The organism is Chelatococcus sp. KU-N122, from assembly GCF_055391085.1.
This window is the reverse complement of the sequence record NZ_AP043981.1, coordinates 2,962,691-2,988,790: the sequence shown is the minus strand read 5'-3', so window position 1 is coordinate 2,988,790 and position 26,100 is coordinate 2,962,691. Positions and strand designations below refer to the sequence as shown.

General features: G+C 67.1%; 22 protein-coding genes, 1 tRNA gene and 2 pseudogenes. 10 read left to right on the top strand and 15 right to left on the bottom strand.

Features of this window, described 5'->3' with window-relative positions; genetic code table 11:
• Positions 1-82: 82 nt before the first annotated feature.
• Entirely contained in the window at positions 83-1,030 is a 948-nt protein-coding gene (locus ACZ5PO_RS13425; protein WP_464194175.1) for an esterase-like activity of phytase family protein, read from the top strand.
• A 176-nt stretch (positions 1,031-1,206) separates the two neighbouring features.
• On the opposite strand, the gene rpmB is transcribed toward ACZ5PO_RS13425, so the two are convergent.
• A complete protein-coding gene (rpmB, locus tag ACZ5PO_RS13420) occupies positions 1,207-1,500 on the bottom strand; it encodes a 50S ribosomal protein L28 (protein WP_464194173.1) in 294 nt (97 codons plus the stop codon).
• 249 nt (positions 1,501-1,749) lie between these two features.
• Between rpmB and ACZ5PO_RS13415 the strand changes: the two genes are divergently transcribed.
• Together ACZ5PO_RS13415 and ACZ5PO_RS13410 are read left to right on the top strand one after the other, a co-directional pair.
• The gene (locus ACZ5PO_RS13415; RefSeq protein ID WP_464194171.1) at positions 1,750-4,038 is read left to right on the top strand and encodes an NADP-dependent malic enzyme; all 2,289 of its coding nucleotides are present in this window, start codon (positions 1,750-1,752) and stop codon (positions 4,036-4,038) included.
• Positions 4,039-4,040: 2 nt separating this feature from the next.
• Positions 4,041-4,556, top strand: a complete 516-nt coding sequence (locus ACZ5PO_RS13410) for a hypothetical protein (RefSeq protein WP_464194169.1) — start codon at positions 4,041-4,043, stop codon at positions 4,554-4,556.
• Between the two features lie 107 nt (positions 4,557-4,663).
• Here ACZ5PO_RS13410 and ACZ5PO_RS13405 read toward each other — a convergent pair whose 3' ends face one another.
• From ACZ5PO_RS13405 to ACZ5PO_RS13375, 7 genes are all read right to left on the bottom strand, one after another.
• Positions 4,664-7,768: a caspase family protein gene (locus tag ACZ5PO_RS13405; RefSeq protein ID WP_464194167.1), complete on the bottom strand. Its 3,105-nt coding sequence runs from the start codon at positions 7,766-7,768 to the stop codon at positions 4,664-4,666.
• 254 nt (positions 7,769-8,022) lie between these two features.
• Entirely contained in the window at positions 8,023-8,361 is a 339-nt protein-coding gene (locus ACZ5PO_RS13400) for a hypothetical protein (protein ID WP_464194165.1), read from the bottom strand.
• A 24-nt stretch (positions 8,362-8,385) separates the two neighbouring features.
• Positions 8,386-8,589, bottom strand: coding sequence for a Trm112 family protein (locus ACZ5PO_RS13395; protein ID WP_464194163.1), 204 nt, complete (start codon positions 8,587-8,589; stop codon positions 8,386-8,388).
• A gap of 73 nt (positions 8,590-8,662) precedes the next feature.
• Entirely contained in the window at positions 8,663-9,331 is a 669-nt protein-coding gene (locus ACZ5PO_RS13390; RefSeq protein WP_464196826.1) for an LON peptidase substrate-binding domain-containing protein, read from the bottom strand.
• Positions 9,332-9,410: 79 nt separating this feature from the next.
• Positions 9,411-10,307, bottom strand: coding sequence for a thioredoxin (gene trxA / locus ACZ5PO_RS13385; RefSeq protein WP_464194161.1), 897 nt, complete (start codon positions 10,305-10,307; stop codon positions 9,411-9,413).
• Between the two features lie 295 nt (positions 10,308-10,602).
• Positions 10,603-12,279: an acyl-CoA dehydrogenase family protein gene (locus ACZ5PO_RS13380; protein WP_464194159.1), complete on the bottom strand. Its 1,677-nt coding sequence runs from the start codon at positions 12,277-12,279 to the stop codon at positions 10,603-10,605.
• A gap of 106 nt (positions 12,280-12,385) precedes the next feature.
• A complete protein-coding gene (locus tag ACZ5PO_RS13375) occupies positions 12,386-12,994 on the bottom strand; it encodes a TetR/AcrR family transcriptional regulator (RefSeq protein ID WP_464194157.1) in 609 nt (202 codons plus the stop codon).
• 123 nt (positions 12,995-13,117) lie between these two features.
• Between ACZ5PO_RS13375 and ACZ5PO_RS13370 the strand changes: the two genes are divergently transcribed.
• The 4 genes from ACZ5PO_RS13370 (at position 13,118) to ACZ5PO_RS13355 (ending at position 16,723) form a co-directional block, all read left to right on the top strand.
• The gene (locus ACZ5PO_RS13370; RefSeq protein WP_464194155.1) at positions 13,118-13,918 is read left to right on the top strand and encodes an SDR family NAD(P)-dependent oxidoreductase; all 801 of its coding nucleotides are present in this window, start codon (positions 13,118-13,120) and stop codon (positions 13,916-13,918) included.
• Positions 13,919-14,115: 197 nt separating this feature from the next.
• A tRNA-Gly gene (locus tag ACZ5PO_RS13365) sits at positions 14,116-14,190 on the top strand.
• Positions 14,191-15,230: 1,040 nt separating this feature from the next.
• The gene (locus ACZ5PO_RS13360) at positions 15,231-15,899 is read left to right on the top strand and encodes a DUF1326 domain-containing protein (protein WP_464194153.1); all 669 of its coding nucleotides are present in this window, start codon (positions 15,231-15,233) and stop codon (positions 15,897-15,899) included.
• Complete coding sequence (locus ACZ5PO_RS13355) at positions 15,896-16,723, top strand: DUF2182 domain-containing protein (RefSeq protein ID WP_464194151.1); 828 nt, start codon at positions 15,896-15,898, stop codon at positions 16,721-16,723. The genes ACZ5PO_RS13360 and ACZ5PO_RS13355 overlap by 4 nt, the downstream gene beginning before the upstream one ends.
• Before the next feature lie 64 nt (positions 16,724-16,787).
• Here the strand turns inward: ACZ5PO_RS13355 and ACZ5PO_RS13350 are convergent, their stop codons facing one another.
• The 6 genes from ACZ5PO_RS13350 to ACZ5PO_RS13325 all read right to left on the bottom strand — a co-directional run bounded on the left by ACZ5PO_RS13350 (position 16,788) and on the right by ACZ5PO_RS13325 (position 22,148).
• The gene (locus ACZ5PO_RS13350) at positions 16,788-17,498 is read right to left on the bottom strand and encodes an HD domain-containing protein (protein WP_464194149.1); all 711 of its coding nucleotides are present in this window, start codon (positions 17,496-17,498) and stop codon (positions 16,788-16,790) included.
• Between the two features lie 151 nt (positions 17,499-17,649).
• Entirely contained in the window at positions 17,650-18,486 is an 837-nt protein-coding gene (locus ACZ5PO_RS13345; protein ID WP_464194147.1) for an SDR family oxidoreductase, read from the bottom strand.
• A gap of 222 nt (positions 18,487-18,708) precedes the next feature.
• Complete coding sequence (locus tag ACZ5PO_RS13340; protein ID WP_464194145.1) at positions 18,709-19,590, bottom strand: NmrA family NAD(P)-binding protein; 882 nt, start codon at positions 19,588-19,590, stop codon at positions 18,709-18,711.
• Between the two features lie 115 nt (positions 19,591-19,705).
• Positions 19,706-20,302: a carbonic anhydrase gene (locus ACZ5PO_RS13335; protein ID WP_464194143.1), complete on the bottom strand. Its 597-nt coding sequence runs from the start codon at positions 20,300-20,302 to the stop codon at positions 19,706-19,708.
• A 312-nt stretch (positions 20,303-20,614) separates the two neighbouring features.
• Positions 20,615-21,565, bottom strand: coding sequence for an alpha/beta fold hydrolase (locus ACZ5PO_RS13330; RefSeq protein ID WP_464194141.1), 951 nt, complete (start codon positions 21,563-21,565; stop codon positions 20,615-20,617).
• Positions 21,525-22,148, bottom strand: a complete 624-nt coding sequence (locus tag ACZ5PO_RS13325; protein ID WP_464194139.1) for an HD domain-containing protein — start codon at positions 22,146-22,148, stop codon at positions 21,525-21,527. Before ACZ5PO_RS13325 ends, ACZ5PO_RS13330 begins: the two co-directional genes overlap by 41 nt.
• A 179-nt stretch (positions 22,149-22,327) precedes the next feature.
• On the opposite strand from ACZ5PO_RS13325, the gene ACZ5PO_RS13320 reads away from it, so the two are divergent.
• The 3 genes and pseudogenes from ACZ5PO_RS13320 (at position 22,328) to ACZ5PO_RS13310 (ending at position 24,966) form a co-directional block, all read left to right on the top strand.
• A complete protein-coding gene (locus tag ACZ5PO_RS13320) occupies positions 22,328-23,329 on the top strand; it encodes a GlxA family transcriptional regulator (RefSeq protein ID WP_464194137.1) in 1,002 nt (333 codons plus the stop codon).
• 57 nt (positions 23,330-23,386) lie between these two features.
• A pseudogene (locus ACZ5PO_RS13315) lies at positions 23,387-23,791 on the top strand (zinc-binding dehydrogenase); the annotation flags it as partial.
• A 362-nt stretch (positions 23,792-24,153) separates the two neighbouring features.
• Positions 24,154-24,966: pseudogene (locus tag ACZ5PO_RS13310) on the top strand (alpha/beta fold hydrolase).
• A gap of 184 nt (positions 24,967-25,150) precedes the next feature.
• On the opposite strand, the gene ACZ5PO_RS13305 reads toward ACZ5PO_RS13310, so the two are convergent.
• Positions 25,151-26,074: a LysR family transcriptional regulator gene (locus tag ACZ5PO_RS13305; protein ID WP_464194135.1), complete on the bottom strand. Its 924-nt coding sequence runs from the start codon at positions 26,072-26,074 to the stop codon at positions 25,151-25,153.
• Positions 26,075-26,100: the final 26 nt, after the last annotated feature.

The window sequence follows — 26,100 nt, the reverse complement described above, 5'->3', positions numbered from 1 at the left end:
GGCGAGGCCCCCACACTCCGCTGCTCTCTTAGCCCTCGCCGCAGCAGCGGCCCTGCTGCTTGGCCTGCTAAGCAGCGCCGCGTTGCGGGCCGATGCTGGCCCACGCGCCGTCGAGGTCGCCGCACAACCGACCCGAGGCTTCGACCGGGCCGCGCCCGAGGCGACGCGGTTCGGCGCGCTCGAATTTCGCGGCGGCCTGGTGCTCACCGCCAAGGATCCGGATTTCGGCGGCTGGTCGGGGTTGTGGCGCAGCGCCGATGGGCGCGAGTTGGTCGCTATCAGCGACAAAGGCACCTGGATGACCGCGACGCCACGCTACGCCGACGGCAGAATCGCGGGGCTCGACGCGGTCCGGCTGGCGCCGGCCCTGTCTGCCAACGGCACGCCGCTGGGCGACACCGCCTCCTACGACACCGAGGGCCTGGCGATCGTCGACGGCACCGCCTACGTCAGCATCGAGCGCACGCACGAAGTCATGCGCTTCGCCTTCGGCAGCGAGGGCTTTGCCGCCCGGGGAGAGACCGTCCCGGTGCCGGCGGCGGTGAAGCGGCTGCCGTCGAACTCCAGCCTGGAGGCGATCGGCGTGGCGCCGCCCGCCAGCCCGATCGCCGGTGCCCTCGTCACCATCGCCGAACAATCCGACGGCGACGGGCCGACGCGCGGCTGGATCCTGACCGGGCCGGGTGCGGGAGAGTTCCGCGTGGCGCGCCACGACGGCTTCGACATCACCGACCTGGCATTCCTGCCCGGCGGCGACATGCTGCTCTTGGAGCGCTTCTACACGCGCGCCACGGGCGTGAAGCTGCGCCTACGGCGCATCGCGGCGGCGGAGGTGAAGGCCGGCGCGCTGCTCGACGGCCCGGTGCTCGTCACCGCGGACAAGGGCTTCGAGATCGACAATATGGAAGGGCTGGCGCTGCATCGCGGGCCGTCGGGCGAGACGATCCTTACGATCATCTCCGACGACAACTTCTCGTCCGAGCAGCGTACCATCCTGCTCGAGTTCGCGCTCGTCGACGACGGCGCGTAGCAAAGGCCGGGCGCAACCGCGGTATCTCGCCACCTCGTCCCCGTTGCGAGGAGAGGCCGGCTTGCGCGAAGCGCAAGCCGGGTGAGGGGCGCTTCAGGTGAGGCTCCAGGCCGGTCGCGCCGCGCGGCCAGCCCCCTCACCCCAACCCTCTCCCCGCAAGCGGGGCCAGGGAGAATTCAGCTGGCGGCGGCCGCGGCCTTCTTCTCGATCTCGCGCTTCAGCGCCAGCGCGCCGGGCGATAGATCGTCCGCCGCGGCCTTGACGAGGAAGCCATCCAGGCCGCCACGGTGCTCGACGCTGCGGATCGCCGCCGCGGTGACGCGCAGCCGCACGGAGCGCTGCAGGATATCCGACTGCAGCGTCACATTGCACAGGTTCGGCAAGAACCGGCGCTTGGTCTTACGGTTTGAATGGCTCACGAGATGGCCGGTCAACACCGCCTTCCCCGTCAGCTCGCAACGGCGGGCCATGATCTGAACGTCCTGCTGAACGGCGAAGCCGAGCGAGCCCGAAAGCACGGGCAGCGGGCTTCAACCAACGATGCCATGAAGGGACCGGTGTATAGGGTCGACGGCCGCGCCCGTCAAGGCGCAAGAGCACCGGTGCGCCGCGGCCACGGGACACCACGGCGTCAAAAGGTCCGCAAGCAATTCTGGACATCGGCCCTGCCGCCAGTCACCTTCCGGCCGCGAACAAGCGGGCGATGGCGGAGCGAAGCGGTGGACGACAACCTCTCCCAGGATCTGAAATCCGGTGCGCTGGTCTACCACAGCCATCCAAAGCCCGGGAAGCTGGAGATCCAGGCCACCAAGCCGCTCGGCAACCAGCGCGATCTGGCGCTGGCCTACTCGCCGGGGGTGGCCGCCGCCTGCGAGGCCATCGCCGCCGACACCAGCACCGCGGCCTTGTACACGGTCCGGCAGAACCTGGTCGCGGTGGTCAGCAACGGCACCGCCGTGCTCGGCCTCGGCGACATCGGCCCCCTCGCCGCCAAGCCGGTGATGGAAGGCAAGGCGGTACTGTTCAAGAAGTTCGCCGGCATCGACGTCTTCGACATCGAGCTCGCCGAGAAGAACGTCGACAAGCTGGTCGACATCGTTGCGGCGCTGGAGCCCACCTTCGGCGGCATCAACCTGGAGGACATCAAGGCGCCCGAGTGCTTCGAGCTGGAGGAGCGCCTGCGGGCCCGCATGGGCATCCCCGTGTTCCATGACGACCAGCACGGCACGGCGATCATCGTCGCCGCCGCGGTCACCAACGGGCTGGCGCTGGCGGGCAAGTCCATCGGCGAGGTGAAGATCGTCACCTCCGGCGCCGGCGCCGCGGCGCTCGCCTGCCTCAACCTGCTGGTCTCGATCGGCGCCAAGCGTGAGAACATCTGGGTCAGCGATATCGACGGGGTGGTCTACGAGGGCCGGCCGACGCTCATGGACCGCTGGAAGGCCGTCTACGCCCAGCGGACCGAGCTGCGCACCCTGGCCGAAATCATCTCGGGCGCCGACATCTTCCTGGGGCTGTCCGCCGGCGGCGTGCTCAAGCCCGAGATGCTGCAGGCGATGGCCCCCCGCCCGCTGATCATGGCGCTGGCCAACCCCTATCCGGAGATCATGCCCGACGTGGCGGAGACGGCCCGGCCCGACGCCATGATCTGCACCGGCCGTTCGGACTTCCCCAACCAGGTCAACAACGTCCTCTGCTTTCCCTACATCTTCCGAGGCGCGCTCGACGTGGGTGCGACCACCATCAATGAGCCGATGAAGGCGGCGGCCGCGAGCGCTATCGCCGCGCTGGCGCGCGAGACGCCGTCCGACGTCGTCGCCCGCGCCTACGGCGGCGAAGCCAGGCTGTTCGGGCCACGCTCGCTTATTCCCAGCCCCTTCGATCCCCGCCTGATCCTGCGGATCGCGCCGGCCGTGGCCCAGGCCGCAATCGAGACCGGCGTGGCGACACGGCCGCTGGGCGATCTCAAGGCCTATGCGGACGGGCTCGGCAGCTTCGTCTTCCGCTCCGGCTTCGTCATGAAGCCACTATTCAACCAGGCGAAGAGCGACCCCAAGCGCGTGATCTATGCCGAGGGCGAGGACGAGCGGGTGCTGCGCGCCGCCCAGGCGATCATCGAGGAGGGCATCGCCCGGCCGATCCTGGTGGGCCGCCCCTCGGTGATCGAGACCCGGCTCAAGCGCTTCGGCCTGTCGATCCGCCCGAAGGCCGATTTCGACATCACCAACCCCGAGGACGATCCACGCTACCGCGACTACGTCGCCACCTATGTGGAGGTGGCGGGGCGCCGCGGCATCACGCCGGACGCCGCCAAGACGCTGGTGCGCACCAACTCCACCGTCATCGCCGCGCTCGCGGTGAAGCGCGGCGACGCCGATGCCATGATCTGCGGGCTGGAGGGGCGCTTCCAGTCCCGGCTCAAGAACATCCGCGACATCATCGGCCTGGCCCCCGGCTCCCAGGACATGGCGGCGCTGTCGCTGGTCATCTCCCAGAAGGGCGCCTTCTTCCTGGCCGACACGCACGTGCGGCCCGATCCCAGCGCCGAGGAGATCGCCGACATGACGATCGCCTGCGCCCATCACGTCGAGCGCTTCGGCATGACGCCGCAGATCGCGCTGGTGTCGCATTCGGATTTCGGCTCGTCGGACTCGCCTTCGGCGCTGAAGATGCGGGCGGCGCTGGCGCTGGTGCGGCAGCGGGCGCCCGAGCTCGACGTGGACGGCGAGATGGCGGCCGACACGGCGCTGTCGCAGGCGGTGCGGGAGCGGGTCTATCCGGCCTCCCGCCTCGAGGGCGTCGCCAACGTGCTGATCATGCCGAACCTCGACGCGGCCAACATCGCCTTCCAGTTCACCAAGGCGCTGGCCGACGCCTTGCCGGTGGGGCCGATCCTGATCGGCCCGGCGCAGCCCGCGCACGTGCTCACCCACTCGGTGACGGCGCGCGGCATCGTCAACATCACCGCCATTGCCGTGGTCGAGGCGCAGGCGCTGCCGGGAGGGTGAGCATGACGGCCGCAGCCCAACCCCGCGCCTGCGGGACATGCGCCCTGTGCTGCAAGGTGATGGGGATCGTGGAGCTCGACAAGCCGCGCGGGCGCTGGTGCCCCAACTGCCGGCCGGGCCAGGGCTGCACCGTCTACGACACCCGGCCGCAGGAGTGCCGAACCTTCTCCTGCCTGTGGCTGACCCAGGATTTCCTCGGCGAGGAGTGGAAGCCGGACCGCAGCAAGCTGGTGCTCTACACCGAGCACGGCGCCAACCGGCTGGTCGTGCAGGTCGACACGGGGGCGGCCCAGGCCTGGCGGCGCGAGCCGTTCTTCAGTCAGATCAAGGCCTGGGCCCAGGCCGGTGCGGCCAGCCGCCGGCAGGTCCTGGTGGTCACCGGGGAGCTCACGACCCTGGTCCTGCCGGACCGGGAGGTGGCGCTCGGCAAGCTCGCCGAGGGCGACATGATCATCGTTCGGCCGCGGCTGGAGGCAGGCCGGCAAGCTTACGACGTGGACGTCGAGCGCAGCGGATAAGGCTGGCCTCCGCTGCGGCCTAAGCAGAGCGTTAGCGGAGTTTCGCGGACCGGAACCGTGTTCCGGTCCGCGTAACTCTGCTGAGCCGCAACGGGCCGCCACGCGGCTCAGCGGCAGGGCGGCTCGCCGGGATGGCCGCAGCTCGGCCGCCGCGGCCCGTGCTGAGCCTGCTGTGCCGCCCTTTGCTGCTGAGCCCGCTGCTGGCCCGCCATCTGCCGGGCCGCCTGCTGCTGTGCCGCCTGCTGGGCCCGCTGCTGCTGGACCTGGACGGCCCGCTGCTGGGCCGCCTGCTGCTGCATCACGGCACGCTGTGCCTGTTGCTGCGCCGCCTGCTGAGCCCGTTGCTGCTGGACCTGGACGGCTCGTTGCTGGGCCGCCTGCTGTTGCATGGCGGCGCGCTGCGCCTGCTGTTGCGCCGCCTGCTGAGCCCGTTGCTGCTGGACCTGGACGGCCCGCTGCTGAGCCGCCTGCTGCGCTTGTTGCCGGGCAGCTTGTTGGGCCGCCGCGGCTTGCGCGGCGTTGCGCTGCTGCTGCTGCGCGCCAGCCGCCGGCGGCGGGGGAGCGCCGGGCGTCACGCGGGGAGCGGAGCCGACGGCCGCAGGCGGGTGTGGCGCAGCGGCCGGAAGCGCTGCCGGCGACGGCGCCGGTCGAGCCCCCGGGGGACGTGCAGCCTCGGTGCTGGCCGGGGCGGGCGGCGCGGCCACCGTCGGCAGCGGCCGGCCGCCGGCGACCGGCGGCACGCCGGGCGTTCCGGAGGGCGGGAGCGAGCCGACGGTCGGTGGGGCCGGTCGAGCGCCGGCCGTCGCCGGCTGGTGTGACGCACCGCCGGGAACGGCCGGGAGGGCTGCGGGAGAGGGTTGAGGGCCCTGCGGCTGGCTGGCGGAGGGGAGGCCCTGTGGCCGTGCGGCCTGGGCATTGCCGGGGGCGCCCGGCGGCGTGGCTATCGTCGGTAGCGGTTGGCCGCCCGCGACCGGCGGCACGCCGGGCGCGCCGGCGGGCGGGAGCGAACCGACGGCCGGCGTGGCCGGTCGCGCGCCGGCCGCCGCAGGCTGGCGTGGGGCACCGCCGGGAACGGCCGTAACAGCTGCCGGAGCGGGCTGGGGCCCCTGCGGCAGGCTGGTGGACGGAGCCCCCGGTGGCCGCGCGGCCTGAGCATTGCCCGGGGCGCCCGGCTGCACGGGTATCGTCGGCAGCGGCCGGCCGCCCGCGGCCGGCGACGGCACGGCGGGCGCGCCGGCAGCCGCAGGCAGGCGCACGACGCCGTCGGCCGCGGCGGGCAGTCCGGCCGGCGCATTCAGCGGCCGCAAGCTCGGCGGCAGGCTGGCGGGCGACGGCCCCCGCGGCGGCGCGCCCTGAACGTTGCCGGGCGCGCCCGGCAACGGCACGCCCGGCAACGGCTGCGGGCCATGCGGCGGCAGCGGCTGCCCTGCGGGCTGATTCAGATTGGCCACCGGCGCCTGGACGGAGGGCAAGGGCTGGGCCGGCGGGCTCGCGTGCGGGCCCGGCGCGAGCTGATTGGGCGCCAGCGCCGCGGGAGCCACCGTCGGGCCGGGGGCCACCGGCGCCCCCTGCAGGCCGGCCGGGTTGGCCCGCTGCCTGGCGCGCAGGGCAGCCGCGGCCGGCAGCGCCACGGCAGCGGCCGCGATGGCTGCACTCGCGGCCGGATGCGCCTGAATGAACCCCGGTGCTCCCGGTGCCGGCCCAGGAGCCGGAGCGATCGGACCCGGTGCCGCGGCGGCCGGCGGCAGGCCGGCGGCGCCGGGCCCGACCTGCTGGCCGGCAGGATTGATGATGACGGTGCGCTGCGTCCGCTCGTCGATCATCACCGTGTTGTGGATGTTCACGCTGACGACGTTGACCGGGGGCGGAGCCACGTAGGCCGGGCGCTCGACCCACTGCGGGACGGGATGGTAGACCGGGACGGGCAGGATGAACGCCTCGACCGGCGGGGGCGGCGGCGGCAGGTCGACGAAATAGGCCGGGCGCGGCGGCAGGAAGACCACGGGCACCGGAGGCGGCGGGGGCAACGCGTAGATCGGATCGGCGAAGTAGACGACCGGGCGTTCGACGTAGACGACCTCTTGCGGCGGCGGCGGCGGTACGTCGTAGGCGATCGCGGCGAAGGCGGGCGGCGGCTCGAGCGCCACCGAGAAATAGCGCAGTCGGCGTCGCGCGTCGTAGACATGCGGGCCGTGCGGATAGCGCTGCAGATAGGACCAATAGGCGTCGGGCGTATCGATGACCGTGGTTTCCCGCCACGTCGTCGCTTCGCGCCGGGCGGCGACGATGGCGCGCACCCGCTGCGCCAGTGGATCGTCCGGATAGGCGGCGAGGAAATCGAGATAGCCGGCCAGCGTGTCACGCACCAGCGCCGCCGTGTAGGCGTCCCGCGCGTCGAAAGCGCGGATCGGCCTGGAGCGCAGCTCGGAGAACCGCTCCGGCGGCGCGGACGGCGGTGCGCTCGTCCGCTCGAAGAACAGGAACGACGCCTTGACGCGCGACGCATGCCAAGCGACTTCGGCGCCGTTCGTCAGCTCGCTGACGCGTAGCCGAACCCGCTCGAACAGCTCGTCGAGCTGGAGGCCGCCTTCCTTGATCATCTCGGACAAGGCGGTGGCATAGGCACCATAGGCCGTCTTGCTCTCCACCCCGATCGTTCCCGGCGCCGCATTGAAAGCGATCAGCATGCCGTCGTCGGGTTGCACCAGCGCCAGGCCGCCGGCCAGCGGCTGGCCGCCCGTCGCGAAGGGGTTGGCGCGGGCGGCGTCGACCACCACGACGCGGGCCTTCAGCGGCAGGGCGGCGAGCGGCTTGGTGAGATCGCTCAAACGGATCGCGGCCAGCGGCACGTCGCCATCACGCGCGATTCGGGCATCGACGGGCACGAGATAGTTCTCGCCGTCGACCTGCAGGCCATAGCCGGCGAAGTAGACGACGGCGACGGTGTCCGGCCCGGCGGCACTCGCCTTGTCGGCGAACTCGCGGACGGACGAGCGCAGCGTCGCGGCATCCAGATCGCGCGCGCCGACCACGTCAAAGCCGGCGGCCTGCAACGTCTGGGCGATCAGGCCGGCGTCGTTCGCCGGCGTCGACAGCGGCTCGGCCTGATAAGCGCCGTTGCCGATGACGAGCGCGATGCGCTTTTCCAGCTGCTGCGCGCGGCTCGCGCCGACGCCGGCGAGCATGCACAGCGCGATGACGGCCAGTCGCAAGGTTTGACATCCAGGCATCGGGCGCCCCCAGGCTAGACTCTGTCACTCAGCCGGATCATCACCTAGCGTTATGAACGACTGTTGAATGAACTGTGGCGCGAATCCGGCAGACGGATGCCGCCAATACTCCAGAGTCTAAAGCATCCGACCCAGATGCGGCGCACGGGTCCTGGGGCTCATCCGACGCCAAGACGAGAGCGATGGGGTGCGAGCTCCGATTTGCCCGGAGCGCTCGCCACGTGGCGCGGCCGACCTCAGGGGCAGCGCTGCAGCGGCCCGTTCCAGCCGTCGCGGTTGACCCGGTAGCTCAGCATGCCCTTGGCGAGGCGTGCGGTGACGGTGGCCTGTTCGCGATCGGCGCCGAAGGTGCACGGGCCGCGCCAGCGCACGGTGTTGCCTCGGCGCTCGACACTCCTGAAATCGCAGAAGAAATCCTCGCCGGAGAAGCCCATCGGCCGCACCTCCACGGTCGACAGCGGCCGGCCGCACCGGCCGGGCGTCGCCCAGGTGCCGACGAGGCTCTCGGCCGCATCGACCGGCGAGCAGATGGCGAGCGCGACCGTCACTGCCGACGCCCTCAGCGGTCGCACCATACCCCCTCCCCCCTGCGACGCCGCTCAATCGAGCGGGCGCGCCTCGTCCGGCAGCATGATCGGAATGCCGTCACGAATCGGATAGGCGAGCTTGGCCGGGTAGCTGATCAGCTCCTGCCGCTCGGCGTCGTACTCCAACGTCGCCTTGGTGAGCGGACAGACCAGCAGCTCCAGCAGCTTGGGATCGAGCCGCGTCGCTTCGGGCTGGGCGGAGGAGGTGTCGGCCATCGGGTGCTCGCTTTCGAAGGAAGTCCAACCTACGGGACCGCCGGCGGCCGGTGCGCGCCGGCGGCCGCCGAGGTCATTGCAGGGACGAGTCGGAATTGCCGGCGTCGCGCGCCAGCTCGATCTCGGTGATGGCGATCAGCATGTCGGCGCGGGCCTTCAGGTCCGGCGCCTCCAGCAACGCCTGCTTCTCCTTGGCGCCGTAGGGGCTCATCATCGACAGCGCGTTGACGAGGGCCTCGTTGGGCGCGTTCTGCACGCCGCGCCAGTCGATCCTGAGCTCGTTGGCCTTGACGAAGGCGGCGAGCGCCGCGATCACCCCCTCGCGGTCGACCTCGTCCTCGCCGGCGCGCGCGGAAAAATCGATGGTGAACGGGTAGTCCACCTTGGCCTGGCGATAGAGCGTGGTGACGGCGATCTCCTCGGCGAGGCTGAAGCGCGCCACCCCGGTGAGCGTGATGAGATAGCGCCCGTCGCCGGTTTCCGCCCACTGGGTGATCCGCCCGGCGCAGCCGACCTGGTACAACGCCGGCGGCGGCGCGTCCGGTGCCGCCTCCTCCGTCGGCTGGATGATGCCGATGAGGCGCCGGCCGGCGAGCGCGTCGTCGACCATGGCGAGGTAGCGCGGCTCGAAGACGTTGAGCGGCATCTCGCCCCGGGGCAGCAGCAGGGCGCCCGACAGGGGAAACAGCGGGATGGTCCTCGGGCAATCCTGAGGGCCCCGGTAGACGGCGTTCATCACCACGGCAGCCTCACCTTTCACAAACGCTCGGCCCGGAACCGGTCAAGCCGGCGGCGCGGCCCGCGCGGGGCCTGTGCCCGCCTCACGAGAACATCAGCGACGACAGCTTGCGGCGCCCGGCCACCGACAGCGGATCCATGGGGCCCCAGGCTTCGAACATCTGCACCATCTGCTTGCGCGCCGCATCCTCGTTCCACGACCGGTCGGCCTTGAAGATGGCCAGCAGGTGATCGAGCGCCGCCTCGCGCTTGCCCTTGGCGGCGAGCGCCAGCGCCAGGTCGAAGCGCGCCTGATGGTCGTTCGGGTCGGCCGCCACCTTGGCCTCCAGCTCGCCGCTGGAGCCGAGGTCGGCCGCCTGCTCGGCGAGCTCGACGGCCGAACGGGCGGAGGCGACGGCCGGGTGGTCCGCCTTGTCGGCCGGCGCCATAGCCAGGAAGCGCTTGGCGCCCTCCAGATCGTCCAGATCGAGGTGCAGCTTGGCCATGGCGGCGATGGCGTCCGGGTTTTCCGGCTCGGCGGTGAGGATCTCGGCATAGACCTGGGCCGCGCCGGTGGCATCGCCGTTGGCCACCAGCGCTTCCGCCTCCGCCAGCAGCTCCTCGATGGCCGTCGGCCCCAGCGGCCCCACCAGCCGCTCGATGAAGCCGCGGATCTGGGTTTCCGGCACGGCGCCCATGAAGCCGTCGACCGGCTGGCCGCGCTGGAAGGCGATGACCGCGGGGATCGACTGGATGCCGAGCTGGCCGGCGACCTGGGGATGGTCGTCGATGTTCATCTTGACCAGCTTGACCTTGCCCTGGGTCGACTCGACGACCTTCTCGAGCACCGGCGCCAGCTGCTTGCAGGGACCGCACCAGGGCGCCCAGAAGTCGACCAGCACCGGCTGCCGCATCGAATCGGCGATGACGTCCTGGGTGAACGACGCCGTGGTGACGTCCTTGACGGCGCTCGGCGGCGCGGTGGTCGTTTGTTCGAGCATCTTGGCAACCCTTGGGACCGCCCCTGGCGGCGGCGCATCTCGACCGGAATTGCGATCAAGATGGTGCGCGGCAAGGGCCCTGGCAATCAGCTTCTAAAGCAGGACGGGCCAAGTCGCACCCGGTTTTGCAGGGTGCGCCGCACGAGAGCCGGATCGAGCGGACGGCGGGCGGGCGAGGCCCCGAGCCCGCCGCATGGTTCAGCTTCGAAACCGGTTGCTTCGCGGCCGCGCGGGCGAAGCGGGCTTCGCGTATCGGCCGGACGGGGATGGGACCAACCGACGATGCCGGCGCGGGTCAGGCGACCTCGGTCCAAGCGCGGGCCAGGATCGCCGGCACGCGCGCGCCGGGCGGGAGAACGCCGTAGACGCCGGTCCGGTCCGCGTCGAGGCGCGAGCCGCAGAAGGCGTCCGCCACGTGGTGTGGCGAAAAGCGGACCAGCAGCGCCGCCTGCACCGCGAGGGCCATCATCTCGGCCACCCGCCGGGCGCGCACGTCGGCACCGCGGATCGCCTCCCGTGCCTCGTCGATCAGCTTGCCGACGAAGCGATCGAGGCGCGGATCGCCGCCGCGCGCGAGCGCGACCTCGTCGCATACGGCCTCGAGCGTGCCCGGCTCCTTGCGCAGCGCGCGCAGCACGTCCAGCGCGATGAGGTTGCCGGAGCCTTCCCAGATGCCGTTCAGCGGCGCCTCGCGATAGAGGCGCGCCATCGGGTGCTCCTCGACGAAGCCGTTGCCGCCATGGCATTCCAGCGCCTCGTGCACGAAGGCCGGCGCGCGCTTGCAGTTCCAGTATTTGGCGACCGGCGTCATGGCGCGCTCGAACGGCCGCGCCGCCGCGTTGCCGCGCATGGCTTCGTCCGTCGCCCGCGCCACGCGGAACGCGAGCGCCATGTCCGCCTCGCTCTCCAGCGCCAGATCCGCAAGCACGCTGGCCATCACGGGCTGATCGATCAAGGCCTTCTGGAAGGCTCGACGATGCCGTGCATGATTGAGCGCCAGGCTCAGGGCATGCCGCATCAAGCCGGCGCTGCCGACGGCAAAGTCCAGCCGCGTCAGATGCGCCATCTCGATGGCGGTCCGCACCCCCCGGCCCTCCTCGCAGAGAGCCCAGGCGAAGGTGCCGCGGAATTCGACCTCGGAGCTGGCGTTGCTCTTGTTGCCGCACTTGTCCTTCAGCCGCTGGATGAGGAAGGTGTTGCGGGTGCCGTCCGGACGCGAACGGGGAACGAGGAAGCAGGTCGGCCCAGCCTCCGTGTAGGCGGTGACATAGAACGCGTCGCTCATCGGGGCGGAGCAGAACCACTTGTGACCGGTGATCTCGTATGCGGCGCCCGGCCCGGTTCCGGCCGCCATCGGCCGCGCCCGGGTGCTGTTGGCCCGCAGGTCGGATCCGCCCTGCTTCTCGGTCAGGGTCATGCCGATCGTCGCCCCCGCCTTCTGGTCGATCGGCAGCGGCCGGGGATCGTACCGCGTCGAGTTGATGGCCGGGTTCCAGACGTCGCCGAGCGACGGGGTCTTGGCCAGGACGGGGATGGCGGAATAGGCCATGCCGGTGGGGCAGCCGACGCCGTTCTCCGCCTGGTTCCACAGGTAGCTCAGGGCCGCCCGGGCGACGTGCGCGCCCGGCTGCGGGTTGGTCCAGGCGAACGAATGGACGCCGGCGCCGAACGCGACGCGCATGAGCTCATGGTAGCTCGGATGGAAATCGACCCGGTCGACCCGATTGCCCCAGCGATCGTGCGTCCGCAGGACCGGCAGATTGGCGTTGGCCTGGTGGGCCCATTCCTGAACCTGCTCGCTCGCCACGGTGCCGCCGAGCGCGACAAGGGCGGGCTCGGCCCAACCGGCGCCTTCGCGCGCCACCGCCTCCTGCAAGGCCTGATCCGCGCGGTAGGCGTTGTGCCCATGCAGCGCGGGGGCCTGGTTGGTGACCTCGTGCGTCGCTACGGCAGCGATCGGAATGTCCAGCATGATCGTTCCCCTTGCGCGCCGACGCCACAAGCCGTCCGCGCGGCTAGGAATGAGCCGCCGTTCATATCTTCATGTCAAGCGGAAAGCGCGCCCGCCGCCGCTCAGGTCATGCCGAATCGCTCCGGCCGACGGCCCGCAGGCAGAATCGCTCAACGGCCTCGAGCAGCACCTCGGCACCCTCTCCCTCATCCGCGAGCGGCCCGATGAGCGCTTCCATGATGGCGCCGACGATGCAGGTTCCGGCCAGTCCCGCATGCTGCGGCGGGAAGCGGCCGGCCGCCACGCCGGCCTCGACGATGGCCGCGAACGCTTCGGCCAGGCTGCGCCGGTAGCGGATGCGAACCCCCTCGACGTCGGGATCGCTGGGCTCGACGATCAGCGCATAGGCGAGGCGGCGATTGGCGAGCGCGCGCTGGGCAAACAGCCGCACCGCCTGCCGAAGCCGGCCTTCCGCCTCACCCGGGCGCCCCGCGATGGCCGCCACCGTGCCGACCTCGCGCTCGCTTGCCCGGCTGACGACTTCGACGAACAGCGCCGACTTGCTGGGGAAGTAGCGATAGACCGTCCCGGTCGCGACCCCGGCCTCGGCCGCCACCGCGTCGATCGCGGTCTCGCGGAAGCCGCCGCGCGAGACCAGCCGGCGCGCCGCGTCGAGGATGCGGATCCGCTTGTCGGCCAGCTGCTCACGGACGCGTGTGGTTTTTCGATAGGCCATGGGGGCGATCTTCCGCGAAGCGGCCGCTCGCGTCACCATCACGCGGGGCTTGACAGCGCCGTATGAGCCTGTGTTCACTTCTTCAAGCCGAAATCGGCCGGATTCAGCGGGAGCACGACGTCGATGCAGGCAACCTCGAGCGACGCGGCGGGACCGTCAGCCGGGGCGAACAGGCGGCTGGAGGGCCGAGTCGCCCTCGTCACCGGCGGCGGCTCCGGCATCGGCGCGGCAACGGCATTGGCCATGGCGGAGGCGGGGGCCGCAGCGGTCGTCATCGCCGGACGCCGCGCGGACGAGGGGGAGCAGGTGGCCGACGCGGTGAAGCGCCGCGGCGCGCGCAGCCTGTTCGTGCGGACCGACGTGGCCGAGCCCGGCCAGCAGGAAGCCCTCGTCGGCACCGTGGTCAGAGAATTCGGCCGCCTCGACATCGCCTTCAACAACGCTGGCTATCAGGAGCCGCGCACGGCGCTGGCCGAGCAGGACGACGCCACCTACCAGCGCGTCTTCGACACCAACGTGCGTGCGGTCTTCCACGGCATGCGGCTGCAGATCCAGGCGATGCTGTCGTCCGGCGGCGGCGCCATCGTCAACAACGCCTCGGTCAGCGGCTTGCGCAACCCCAATCCCGGCCTCTCCCTCTATTCGGCGTCGAAGGCGGCGGTGATCTCGCTGACGCGCTCGGCGGCGCTCGAATATGCAGGACAGGGCATCCGCGTGAACGCGGTGGCGCCGGGGCGGGTGGTCACGGACATGATGCTGCGCTCGCAGATCGCCGATATGAGCGCGGTCGCGGCCGGGTTGCCGCTCAAGCGGATGGGCCAGGCGGCGGAGGTGGCCGAGGCGGTCGTCTGGCTCGCCTCGGACGCCTCGTCCTATGTCGTCGGCCACGTTCTGTGCGCCGACGGCGGCTTCATGGCCGGCTGAAGCCCGGTGCGCCGGATACCCTGCGGACGGCACGCCGGGACGGCCCGTCTACACCGCCCTCGCCTGCGCACCCACCGCCGCCGAGGGCAAGACGGCAGGATTTATGCACAGCCGCCTTGCAAAGACCTCTTGCGCCCGCCGCCCATTTGCGGCATGAAGCGCGCCTCGGTCGCGGCGACAGCCGGTGCCGAACGGATGCGGGTGTAGCTCAGGGGTAGAGCACAACCTTGCCAAGGTTGGGGTCGAGGGTTCGAATCCCTTCGCCCGCTCCAAATTCTCCTTCGGGAAATCAGCGCGTTATGAACGGGCCACCGCAAGGTGGCCCTTTGCTTTTGGTGCTTACATTTCTCGTCCTGAAAAATGTAAGCACCATGTAGGCGGTCGAGGGAAAACGTGGGGTCGCTCCAGCGTGCTGGGGCCGGCCGAACTCACCCTCCGACGCGCCCGTCATGTCCAGCGTGCGAAGGCCGCAACGCCTGTACGCGATGGTCAGATCGACCATCGCCCTCCGAAGGTAAGGGCCATAGTTCGGTCGTGTCGGGCGCCATCTATCGCAGCAGCTCAGCGCCGGTTACGCGACCCAGCGTCCGACGCGGTGCATAGACGCCTATCGTCGGCTTCCCTCGACAACGAATCGGGCTGCTCGATCGAGCCGCCCGCTCGGTCGGCCGTCATGGAGCCATGGTCCGGACAGGCCTGATGAACTCCTCGGGCCGTTTCTGATGCTTTCGCATCTGACGGACGGTCGCCGCACCGGTCACTTATCTGTTCGCATCGCCCGCTTCTCCCCGTGAACCAGGCGGCGCTCATAATGTCATTACGGCGATGACGCAGGGCAGGACGACGTTGGCAGAATCCGAGGGCTTAATGTCATTGCTGCCGACAGTTCGGGTTTCCTAATCTAATCACGAGTAATTTCGACGAGCTTCGTTGGGGGAAGTCTCGCGATCGCAGATATCAAAGCTCCCGGCAGTGCCGTTGTCCGCCACGCCGAGGAACTCGCGCGCTCAGTGTCGAGTGAAACGCTCTTCAATCACGTCATGCGCTGCTACTGCTTGGCGGCTCCGCCGTCCGGAGAGCGCTGCGGCCAAGCCGGTCGTTCTTCCGGAGCTTCGCTCCCCAACGGGGTTACCGTTGTAGAGGACGTGCAGGACTCACACTTGGGCGAGACCAGCACGGCACGGGCATCCTCGGCGCTCGATGGGCGGAAAGATCGCCCAGATCCCATCCGTGTCGGCGACGAGCGATCGGCTGCCGCTCGGCTTTCCTGTGCCCGCTGCGGCCACCTCCACATTTCGAAGGAGTAGAATTCATGACCGATCAAGTGAGCGCGGTCGCAATCCCCGAGTGGCACATCAAGGGCGATTGGTTCGACGAATGCACATGTAATTCGCCATGCCCGTGCACCTTTGCTCAGCCGCCGACCGGGAATCATTGCGAGGTATTGTGGGCCTACAGGATCACCGAGGGCCATTACGGCAAGACGCCAATGGCGGGTCTCAACGTAGTCGTGCTCTCCGGCTTCGACGGCAACCTCTGGGCCGACACCAAGATCGACTGCGGCTTCTTCTTCGATGCCGCCGCCGATGACGACCAGCGGGATGCGCTCGTTAAGATCTTCACCGGGCAGGTGGGTGGCTGGATGTCCCAGTTCGTGCCGGCCCACGTGAAGGGTGTCACCGGTATCGAGTTTGCCAAGATCGAGCTCGAGATCGAGGACAACCTTGAACGCTGGAACGTTCGGGTGGACGACCGGGTCGAAGCGGGCGGCGCGCCCATGAGCGGTCCGACCTCCGATCCGACGAAGCTGCTCCAAAGTTTCAATCCGCCCGGAAGCGAGGTCGGCCCGACCGAGGCGCCGGTAACGTGGGGCAAGGGCAAGGGCGGGCGCTGGTCGGCGCTGGGCTTTCAAGCGGCGATCCCGGCCGGCCAGGCGAGTAAGCATATCCCCTTCGATTGGCATGGGCCCAGCCGATCATGAGAGGCGAATTCGCCGCCTCGCGGTCGGTGGTGACAGCGCTCGGCCGAGGCTCGTCGACGCCGGGCTGGGCGATCATTGTGGTGGCACTCAGCCTTGCAGCTTGGCTCGCCGTGCTGGTTCTTATGGCCGGCATGGATCATGGCCCCGGCACACCACTTCACGACCTGCCAATGTTTCTCGCCGGGTGGGTGATCATGCTGACGGCGATGATGCTTCCGTCGGAGCTCAACTACATAGGGGCTTTTAACGTGTTGCTTCGAGGGCGAGGCAAGCTGGCCATCGAGCGGCAAAGGAGGATGCTATCCTTCATCGCCGGCTACGGCGTCGCCTGGATCGCTTATGGCCTGGCCGCCTATCTCCTGGACTCAGTCATTCGAGCGGCTGATCTGGAGATGATGGCCTGGAATCGCGCCGGGCCTTACTTCGCCGGCATGGTGCTGGTCGGCGCAGCCTTATACCAGCTATCTCCCCTGAAGCACGCATGCCTGAAGGGCTGCCGCTCGCCCCTTTCCTTCTTCGCCCGCCATTGGCGAGAAGGTGATCGGGGATCGGTAGCGATGGGATTCCGACATGGATTGGCGTGCGTCGGCTGCTGCTGGGCACTGATGGCTGTGATGTTCGCTGTCGGCGCGATGAGCTTGAGCTGGATGGCGTTGCTGACCCTGTTCATGTTCGCCGAGAAGATGCTGCCGAAAGGACAAAAGCTCACCACGCCGATCGCGACTTTTCTCGGGGCGATGGGGCTGTGGAGCGCCGTCTCACCCGAGACGGCCCCTCTCCTCAAGGATCCGATGATGTTCGCCAGCATCTGCACGGGGTTCTGAGGGATCGAGGCTCGCGCCGCCTGGCGCGAGCCGACCGGGTTGGGCTGCTCCCCCGAGCCGATCCCTACCCGTTGAACGGCGCGGGCGCCTTGAGATCGCAGAAGTTGGGCGGACTGAACCCGGGGACGGTCCGCTCCGCGATGTCCTTCTCAAAGGCGAGGTAGGCGGTATGCGGCTTCTTGCGGAGCACCGCGCCGATCGCCTGGATCATGTGGGCTGACGAGTTCAGACGAGGAAGCGCTTCGAAGACGTCCTGGAAGACGGTGGCGGGCAGCTTATCTGCGTTGAAGCCGGCGTCCATGAACGTGCCGATGTGGACGAGGGCCACCTCCGGGCATCGGCGTGCGGCAATCTCCATGCTCGCGTGGAGCGCAATCGCCTCCCAGACGATGTCGATCTTTGCCTCGGGGTAGCCACGGGCCCTGAGGATGCGGGCGGCGGCGTCGGCACCGTCGATCTCAAAGCGCGCGTCGGCCATGTATTGCTCGGTGAGACCGAGGTCGTGCATCATGGCGGCGACGAACAGCAGTTCCGGATCGAACTTCAACCCCTTGGCGGTTCCCAGCCTGCTCCCGAAGAGGAAGCTGCGGGCCACATGGTTGAACAGGGGGACGGGGCTGACCTCGCGGACGAGCGAGGTGACGGCCTTCGCCAGCTCGCTGTCCGGTATGCGTACGCCACCGACCTCGCTGGGCAGCTGGAATTCCGGCTGCGGCGAGCGGTCGTCTCCGGCGGGGGACCCATGAGCCGGGCGTTGGCAATGCAGACCAGACATCGTCGCTCTCCCATCGCGTCCGCCAGCCTGGAAGGCCCTGCGCTGGCGGGACGGCCGGAAGTGTGCCTCAGCGCGATATTGGCATAAATGACAATGAACCCTCGATTTTTGCCGAATTCGCGTAGGCGGCGATATCGCCACCACTGCCGAGCTAGGCATCTACGTCCGTAGAGTGCGCCAACTCCCGTTGGGCTTCGAGGGAGGCAAGCCGTTCCACAAGGGCTTCGTGGACGAGCGCATAGGCGTCGCTGCCTAAGGTTAGCCGCTTCGGTGCAGGGCTCAGCTCCGATGACGCGATTATTTCTGAGGCAACCTTGCGCGGGTCGCCGCGGAACATAGCGAGGCCGGCCGTCGCTGTCATGCGGCGAAAGTCCCCGGCAGGCGTCTGATCGTAGACGTCGAGGATCTGGCCGGCGTCCGCGCTCGATGAGGCGAAATTCGTGCGGGAGGCACCCGGTTCGACAAGCGTCACTTCGATACCGAACGGCGCTATTTCCGGGATCGTGCCTTCGTAGAAGCCCTCGATGCCCCATTTCGTCGCGGCATAGACCCCCATCGTCGGGTACGCCGCCTGGCCGACGGAGGATGAGATCTGAATGATCCTTCCACCGCCTTGCTGTCGAAGATAAGGGATTGCGGCCCGCGCCACCTGGATCGAACCGATCAGGTTGGTGTCGATCTGGCGCTTGATCTGGGCGTCCGACACTTCCTCCGCGGCGCCGAACAGGGCATAGCCCGCGTTACTGACAACGACGTCGATCCGCTGCAAGGCGGCGAATGCCCGGCCGATGACCTCGCATACGGCCGCGCTGTCCGTGATGTCAAGAATGCCGACCCAAAGACGTTCGCCGTATTTCTCCGTCAGGTCTCGGAGAGCATCGGGCTTGCGAACCGTGGCGGCGACCCGATCCCCCCGCTCAAGGAGAAGCGTGGCGAGCTCACGCCCAAACCCGCTGCTCGCACCGGTGATGAGCCAAGCCTTCGACATCGTATCCTCTCCGTTGTCCAACCCGCTCAAGGCCGTCCTGATCGGATATTGGGTGATACACAGGTTCGACGGTTCAATACTGGCAGCGCAAAGGCCGACGACCGCTCTGACAGCTGTCCTCCGGACAAAGCCATTGGCATTGATCGATCGTCAGCGGCTTATCGATCCGCGTCATTCGCCTCTCACGCCTCCGCCAAACGGCTCGGCCCCCGGGCGCCCCCGTTAAACGAAGGCGCTCCGGTACTTATCAATGAAGGCCGGCACCGACAGCGCGGGCGTCCCGGTGATCGTCTCGACGATGTCGTTCGTGCCCGCGAAAATGCCCTCTCGGTAGTCCTGAGCTACTTCGACGAGGTGCTGCACGAGGAACGGCGGAAACTTGTAGAGCTGCTCCATTTTCCGTTTGAACTCCTCGATCGACGTCGGCGCATACGCGATCTGCACGCCGAGCACCTGGCTCATCGCTGCGGCTATCTCCGTGTGGCTCATCTCGAGCGGGCCGTGCAGGGTGTAGATTTTCCCCTCGTGGCCTTTGGGCTTGGCGAGGATATGAGCGATGACCCGGCCCTGATCGTCGGTGGAGATCGGCGCGTGACGCCCGTCCTCAAAGGGAAATTCGATCTTCCTCTTCGCCCAGATCTCTTTCGCGAAGTGCGGGTAGACAAGCCAGTCAGCGAAGAAGGTTGGACGCAGATGCGTCGTTGCGACGCCGGACCAGTCGAAGACGCGTTCAGAAATCCAGTGGTCCTGCGCGGCGTGGCTCGTCGATTCTCGGCGCGCCGAGATTTGGGACATGTTCACGATTGCGGTAACACCGGCTTCCTTCGCGGCTTGGGCGAAATAGGCGGCGGCGCCGATGATCCCCGGCGCGATCGGATGGAGAAAATAGGCCGCGCCGACCCCTTCCATGGCCGCACGGATGTCGTCGATGTCGGTGAAATCGCCAACCGCGATGTCGACCCCGCGCGCCCGGAGATTCACCGCTCGCTCGTCGTCCGAGCGCACGTATCCCCGCACACGCTTGCCCATCTTCAGCAGCTCGTTGATAGCGGCTCCCCCGGTCCGTCCAGTAGCCCCGCTTATTAGGATGGGATTTTCGCTCACGGTGCCCCTCCTGTGCAGCCCGTCGCCATCGTTCGGCTGATTGCTAAACGGGCGAGCACGACCATGCGACCGCGCCGTTGCAATGCATGGACGCGCTCACCGATCCGCATCCGACCTACGCAGGAATATCCGTCACCACTTCGGTCAATTTCCCAGAATTGATCTCGTAGAAGAAGCCGTAGAGCTTTATGTTCTTCGGAACTGCCGGGCTTGCACGAAGCAGCGCGACGTCATGCTTGATCGATTCCTCGAAGTGTGTAATTGCAAGGCTGTCATGATCGAACATCGTCGAGATATCGGCGTGATGGTGATCGTGAAAGTCGCCGACGAGGGTATCGGGCGTAAATGCCGTCGCGCCGCAGAACGAGTGGTGCACCACGGCGACTTTCTGTACTTGGAAGAGATAGTCCATGGTGGCAACCGATTGCAACGCTGAAAGCGCGCGCCCACCCGCGTTTGATACAGCAAACAGCGTCCGCGTGTTGCCGATCCGATAGCCGTCCTCGTTGAGAATATTCTCGCCGGGATAAACCTCATCGCCGAAATAGTCGGCGACAGCCTGCGGGATCTCGGACGCCCGAGGGTCGAAGCAGTGAACCACGATGGTCTTCATCGGGATGAAGTGACTAAATCCCTGGAAGTTCGCCCGGTCAAACCATGCCGGGTCAAACCAGGGTTGCGTTCTGAACTCGAACTCGCTGTACTTCGTCACTTCCTTGCTCCACTGTTCGCTGCTTGCTGTCTGGAGACGGCGCCAGGAGCGCTGCGATCACCTCCAAGCCTAAGCTCATAGAGCAGCGGCTCAAATGACATTGTACCCTCGAATTCTGCCACAAGAGGTGGGCCGTCCCGTGCGGGACAACGGATGGCGGTCGATCCGACGTCACGTCCGCTCAATAAAGGCAGCGCCGCGAAACCGCGAGGCGTAACCGTCTAATCGTCCCGCGTTATCGGCGGCGAACGTTCCGTCCCATGCGCCGGCTACCCACTTGATGGCGCGGTGCGCCCTCTCGCTCCGGAGAAGTCACCCGCGAACGAACGCCAAAAGATCAGGATTGATCGTCTCGGCGTAGGTGGTGAGCATCCCGTGCGGAAAGCCAGGGTAGAGCTTCAGAGTCGCGTTCTTGAGGAGCTTGACTTGCAGTTCGGCGGCTCCCTTGTACGGAACGATCTGATCATCCTCACCCTGCATGCACAAGGTTGGCACTTCGATACTCTTCAGATCCTCGGTGAGGTCCGTCTCGGAAAACGCTTTAATACCGTCGTAGTGGGCCTTAGCGCCTCCCATCATCCCTTGGCGCCACCAGTTAGCGACGACGCCATCGACGGGCGGCGACCCCGGCCTGTTGAATCCGTAGAATGGCTTGGAAGCTATCTCGCGAAAAAATTGAGCGCGGTTGGCGGCCAAGCTTTTCCGAAATCCGTCGAACACTGCGATTGCAAGGCCGTCCGGATTATTCGGCGACTTGACCATGATAGGCGGTACGGCTGCGACCAGAACCAGCTTCGCAACACGCCCCTTGCCATAACGCGCTACGAAACGCGTCGCCTCACCACCGCCAGTGGAATGGCCGATGTGGATGGTATTATGAAGATCGAGATGCTCGACAACGGCGGCGGCATCCGACGCGTAATGGTCCATGTCGTGACCTTCGGATACCTGACTGGAGCGGCCATGCCCACGGCGATCGATACCGATCACACGATAGCCATTCTGGACGAAGAAAAGCATCTGGGTGTCCCAGTCATCCGAGCTGAGCGGCCATCCGTGATGGAACACGATCGGTTGCCCCTGCCCCCAATCCTTGTAGAAGATCTCGACGCCATCTTCAGTGGTCACCATACCCATCGTCATATCTCCGTTGGGATAGCAGCGGTGCCGCCATGTCCGAACGACGCACGGAGATGCGGTACCCATCACAAATTTCCGTCTCTTACTCGTCGAATGGAGCCATATCCAAGACAACCGGCGCATCCACGATTGTGAGCGCCGATCTATTGTGAGCAATGCGGGAGCAGATGTGGAACCAGTGCGGATATGGCTCCTTGCAGTCCAGCTCATGGTTCAGCATTTCGTTGAACGCACGCTTGAAATTCAGCCTCGGATACCGACGGACCACTTCGGCCACATCAGCGGGGTCGAGCTGTGCGCCCGGTACGCCGGCGACGTCGTAGGCGAGCCCACGCTGCATCAAGCGGCTTGTATCGCCCCTGAATTGATTCATGTCCCAGGTGTGCAGCGCGATGTTGTCCCAGACTCTCTGGGCCCGATCCTCCGACACGCCCCGGTCCACGAGAAATGACCGCGCCGCTGCTGCGCCTTCAATCTCGAAGCGGTGCGGCCCGGAAGCATGGGCGGTCAGACCGAGATCGTGCAGCACGGCCGAAAGAAACATCAGCTCGCTGTCGACTTTCTTTCCTTCCTGCTGTGCGAAGAGCTCGCCGAACCAGTAGCATCGCATCACGTGGTTGAAGAGGGTGTCATTGGACACGGAGCGTGCAAGCTCTTCGGCCTGGCGGGCGATGCTGGAGTCCGGAACCTTGATATCTGCGATCATCACAATGCCTTACAAGGACGCCCGTCCGACTTGCGCGCGCCGAGCATAGGAACCACCGCCTATCGGCGGCAATGACATTCAGACCTCCTATTCTGCCAAGCGGCGGTCCGCCTTTCCCCCAGAGCAAACCTCCCCCGCTCTCGGCTGGACGAGTTGCCGCCGGCCGCATAGGTTGGGGTATGCCCTCAAAAACTGCCAGGCCTGCCCGGGACGGCCAACGCAAGATCGTCATAGTCGCTTACGAGCGCGCAAAGCTGCTGGATGTATGCGGTGCGGTGCAGGCCTTCAGCGACGCCCGCCGGGAGGATGGTCACCCCGCCTATCAGGTAACTGTGGTGTCCGAGGCGGGCGGCCTCGTCGCTACCGATACCGGTCTGATGCTGGAAACCGCGCGGCTCGATGAAACCGCGCTCCGATCCGCCGACACGCTGCTTGTCGTAGGCTTCGACCCGGCACTGCCGCCCGTCACCACGGCTTCACTGCGAGATCGTCTCGCGAACTATCTGGACCGGCCGCGTCGGCTGGGCTCTATCTGCACCGGCGCGTTCATCCTTGCCGAGCTCGGTGTTCTGGACGGTCTTGAGGCAACGACGCACTGGATCGTTTGCAACCGGCTCAAGCAGGAGCACCCGGCGATAAAAGTTAACCCCGACGCGATTTTTGTGACCTCGGGCCGCATCTGGACGTCGGCCGGGGTTTCTGCCGGAATAGACATGGCGTTAGCGATGATCGAGGACGATCTGGGCCACCTCGCAGCGCTCCACGTAGCCCGTGGGATGGTTCTTTTTCTCAAGCGGCCGGGCGGCCAGTCGCAGTTCAGCGTCGAGTTGCGTCAACAGATGCGCGATGCGCGTGGCCGGTTCGAGGACCTTCATGACTGGATTCGAAACAATCTCGAAGCGGACCTGTCCGTCCCGGCACTGGCGGAAGTGGCCCGGATGAGCCCGCGCAATTTCGCTCGCGTCTATCTTCGCGAGACCGGGGAGAGCCCCGCACGGGCCGTTGAGAAGCTCCGCACCGAAGCGGCCAGACGCCTTCTCGAATCTGCACATGATCCAATCCACGTCGTCGCGCGTCGAACCGGCTTTGGCGACGACGAGCGCATGCGTCGCGCATTCGTCAAAGCCTACGGTGTGTCTCCACAGGATTATCGCAGTCGTTTCGGGCGCCTGCAGGATTGAGGCGCGATCTGCCGGAGATAGCCGCTCGACGCTCATCGAGCGACGGCGGACAAGGGTCGTCTCGCCGAGGAGCTCGGCGCTCACCACTATGTCGACGGCGCGGCGGTCGCGATCGCACCCGCATTACAGGAGCTGGGTGGCGCGCATCTCGTCGTCGCGACGGCATCGGGCGGGACCACGGCCGCGGACGCAGTGAAAGGGCTTCGTCCTCGCGGCCGAATCATCGAGCTCGGCGCTACCCCCGAGCCGGTCGAGGTCGCGACGGCGGACCTGCTGTTCGGCGGACGGTCGATCGAGGATGCGCTGACGGGCGACCCCGCATCGGCGGATGCCACGTTACGCTTCAGCGCGCTTGCCGGCGTCGCCGCCATGATCGAGACGATGCCGTTGGACCGCGCGCCGGAAGGCTATCGCAAGATGATGGCAGGCGAAGCCCGCTCCCGCATCGTCCTCACCATGTAGATGCGCGGCCAATCATCCGCGTCGGCTCCGTATAGGGCGCCCAAGAAAGAACGACCATATCGATCGAAACCGCAAGAGCGGAATACCTGAACGTCGGCGGTGTAAGCTTTACTCATCGCCGGTTTGGACCGGCGACCGGAACAGCTGATCGTCGGCGCCGATCTCTCAGATTATCGCTTCCAACGACACGGCCGCGCTCGCGGCCGACATCATCCGACGCATCCGGAAAATGGAGTTCCTGGCATGGGCATCATCAAGGTCGCCGACGACACCGAGATCTCCTACAAAGACTGGGGCCCTAGAGCGGATGATTTTCTTTGAATTATCATCTCGCTCTAAGTCTTTGTTTTGAGCATGATCTTATCCAAAAACCGAAATCCACTTTTTTGGGATCATGCTCTAGGGACGTACGGCCGATCGTCTTCCGCCGCGGCTGGCCGCTCAGCGCGGACGACTGAGACGCGCAAATGCTGTTCTTCCTTTCGCACGGCTATCGCGTGATCGCACACGATCGGCGCGGGCACGGCCGTTCGACTCAGACCGACACCGGCAACGACATGGATACTTATGTCGCGGACGTGATGAAGCTGGCCGACCGTTTGGACCTCGAGAACGCCGTTCATATCGGCCATTCGACCGGCGACGGCGAGGCGGCGCGCTATGTCGCCCGCGCGAAGCCCGGCCGCGTCGCCAAGGCGGTGCTCGTCGGCGCAGTGCCGCCGATCATGGTGAAGTCCGAGACGAATCCGGACGGCACGCCGATATCGGTATTCGACGGTTTCCGCGAGGCGCTCGCCGCCAGCCGCGCACAATTCTACCTCGATGTAGCGAGCGGCCCCTTCTACGGCTTCAACCGTCCTGGCGCGAAGATCTCCCAGGGCACGATCCAGAACTGGTGGCGGCAAGGCATGATCGGCGGCGCCAAGGCCCAATACGACTGCATTGCGGCCTTCTCAGAGACCGACTTCACCGAGGATCTCAAGGCGATCGACGTGCCCGCGCTGGTGATGCACGGCGACGACGATCAGGTCGTGCCGATTGCGGATTCCGCGGGGCTGTCGATCAAGCTGCTCAGGCACGGGCAGCTCAAAGTCTACAAGGGCTATCCGCACGGCATGCTGACCACGCATGCCGACGTGCTCAATCCCGACTTGCTCGTCTTCATCAAGGACTGACAGATCGTCCCTCCACGCTAAGGATGGAGAAAGCTCACGGCGAATTCCAGCTGCGTCGCCTCGTCAAGAGGGCGACGGCCGGCATCTTTGCGGACTGTGCTGCTTCGTGATCTTTTCCACATAAGCACAGTCGCTTACGTTGATTGCGCTGGCATTTTCTTATCATGGCCCGCCGTCGTCGATCCTACCGCTTTGAGGCGTTTCCAACCGCGTCGCGCCCGAGCTCCTGCACGAAGTCGAGGAAGGCGCGCACCTTGGCCGGCGGCAAGTGACGCGAGGGATGATAGGCGTAGAGCGGGAACGTTTCGTCAGACCAGTCCGCAAGAACCTCGACGAGCTCGCCGCCGATGAGCCACCGGTCGAGCCCGATTGCCAGGCTCTGGAAAATGCCCTGTCCCGACAGGCAAGCTTCCACAGCCGTCGAGGGGTCGTCGGTCGTCACCCGCCCACGCACATCCACCTCGAATTCGTCCCCATCCCTCCCGAAGCCCCAGGCGAACGGCAGGCCGGTGCGAGGGTCGCGGAACAGTATGGTTTCGTGATCGACCAGTTCGTGCGGGTTCGCCGGAACACCTTGACGCTCGATATATGAGGGCGACGCGCACGTGATCACGCGGGTGTCGAGAATCTTGCGGCTGATCAGCGAGGAGCCGTCTGCTGGGCCAAAGCGAACGGCAACGTCCACGCCAACCATCATCTCCTCGCGGTGATTGCTGACGATCAGGTCCAGCGAGAGCCTTGGATAACGTCCCAGAAAATCCTGAAGGCGGGGCGCCAGCACCATGCGGGCGAACCAGGGATCGACATTGACCCTCAACTTGCCGCCGACCGCAGCGGCCGCTCCCGCAGCTTCGCCGGCCGCCTCCTCGATGCCGGCGAGCAGCGGCATGACCTGCGTGTAAAAGCGCCGGCCTTCTTCCGTCAGTGTCGCCGTGCGCGACGTACGGTCGAACAGGCGCACGCCTATGCGCACCTCAATACGCGCCACGGCCCGGCTGACGCCTGACGCCGTGAGCCCGAGCGTCTCGCCCGCACGCGCGAAGTTGCCAGCCTCGACCACCGCGGCCAGCACGCCCACACCGGTCAAAATACGCGCATCAAAGCCCATTCGAATCCCGCACTGTGATTCCTTGG

Coding starts and splice junctions, on each gene's coding strand:
- ACZ5PO_RS13360 (WP_464194153.1), top strand. CDS start 15,231: ATGACCGATCAAGTGAGCGCGGTCGCAATCCCCGAGTGGCACATCAAG.
- ACZ5PO_RS13400 (WP_464194165.1), bottom strand. CDS start 8,361: ATGGTGCGACCGCTGAGGGCGTCGGCAGTGACGGTCGCGCTCGCCATC.
- ACZ5PO_RS13370 (WP_464194155.1), top strand. CDS start 13,118: ATGCAGGCAACCTCGAGCGACGCGGCGGGACCGTCAGCCGGGGCGAAC.
- ACZ5PO_RS13345 (WP_464194147.1), bottom strand. CDS start 18,486: ATGTCGAAGGCTTGGCTCATCACCGGTGCGAGCAGCGGGTTTGGGCGT.
- ACZ5PO_RS13330 (WP_464194141.1), bottom strand. CDS start 21,565: ATGCGCCGGTTGTCTTGGATATGGCTCCATTCGACGAGTAAGAGACGG.
- ACZ5PO_RS13305 (WP_464194135.1), bottom strand. CDS start 26,074: ATGGGCTTTGATGCGCGTATTTTGACCGGTGTGGGCGTGCTGGCCGCG.
- ACZ5PO_RS13375 (WP_464194157.1), bottom strand. CDS start 12,994: ATGGCCTATCGAAAAACCACACGCGTCCGTGAGCAGCTGGCCGACAAG.
- ACZ5PO_RS13395 (WP_464194163.1), bottom strand. CDS start 8,589: ATGGCCGACACCTCCTCCGCCCAGCCCGAAGCGACGCGGCTCGATCCC.
- ACZ5PO_RS13320 (WP_464194137.1), top strand. CDS start 22,328: ATGCCCTCAAAAACTGCCAGGCCTGCCCGGGACGGCCAACGCAAGATC.
- ACZ5PO_RS13350 (WP_464194149.1), bottom strand. CDS start 17,498: ATGTCTGGTCTGCATTGCCAACGCCCGGCTCATGGGTCCCCCGCCGGA.
- ACZ5PO_RS13380 (WP_464194159.1), bottom strand. CDS start 12,279: ATGCTGGACATTCCGATCGCTGCCGTAGCGACGCACGAGGTCACCAAC.
- trxA (WP_464194161.1), bottom strand. CDS start 10,307: ATGCTCGAACAAACGACCACCGCGCCGCCGAGCGCCGTCAAGGACGTC.
- rpmB (WP_464194173.1), bottom strand. CDS start 1,500: ATGGCCCGCCGTTGCGAGCTGACGGGGAAGGCGGTGTTGACCGGCCAT.
- ACZ5PO_RS13325 (WP_464194139.1), bottom strand. CDS start 22,148: ATGATCGCAGATATCAAGGTTCCGGACTCCAGCATCGCCCGCCAGGCC.
- ACZ5PO_RS13410 (WP_464194169.1), top strand. CDS start 4,041: ATGACGGCCGCAGCCCAACCCCGCGCCTGCGGGACATGCGCCCTGTGC.
- ACZ5PO_RS13355 (WP_464194151.1), top strand. CDS start 15,896: ATGAGAGGCGAATTCGCCGCCTCGCGGTCGGTGGTGACAGCGCTCGGC.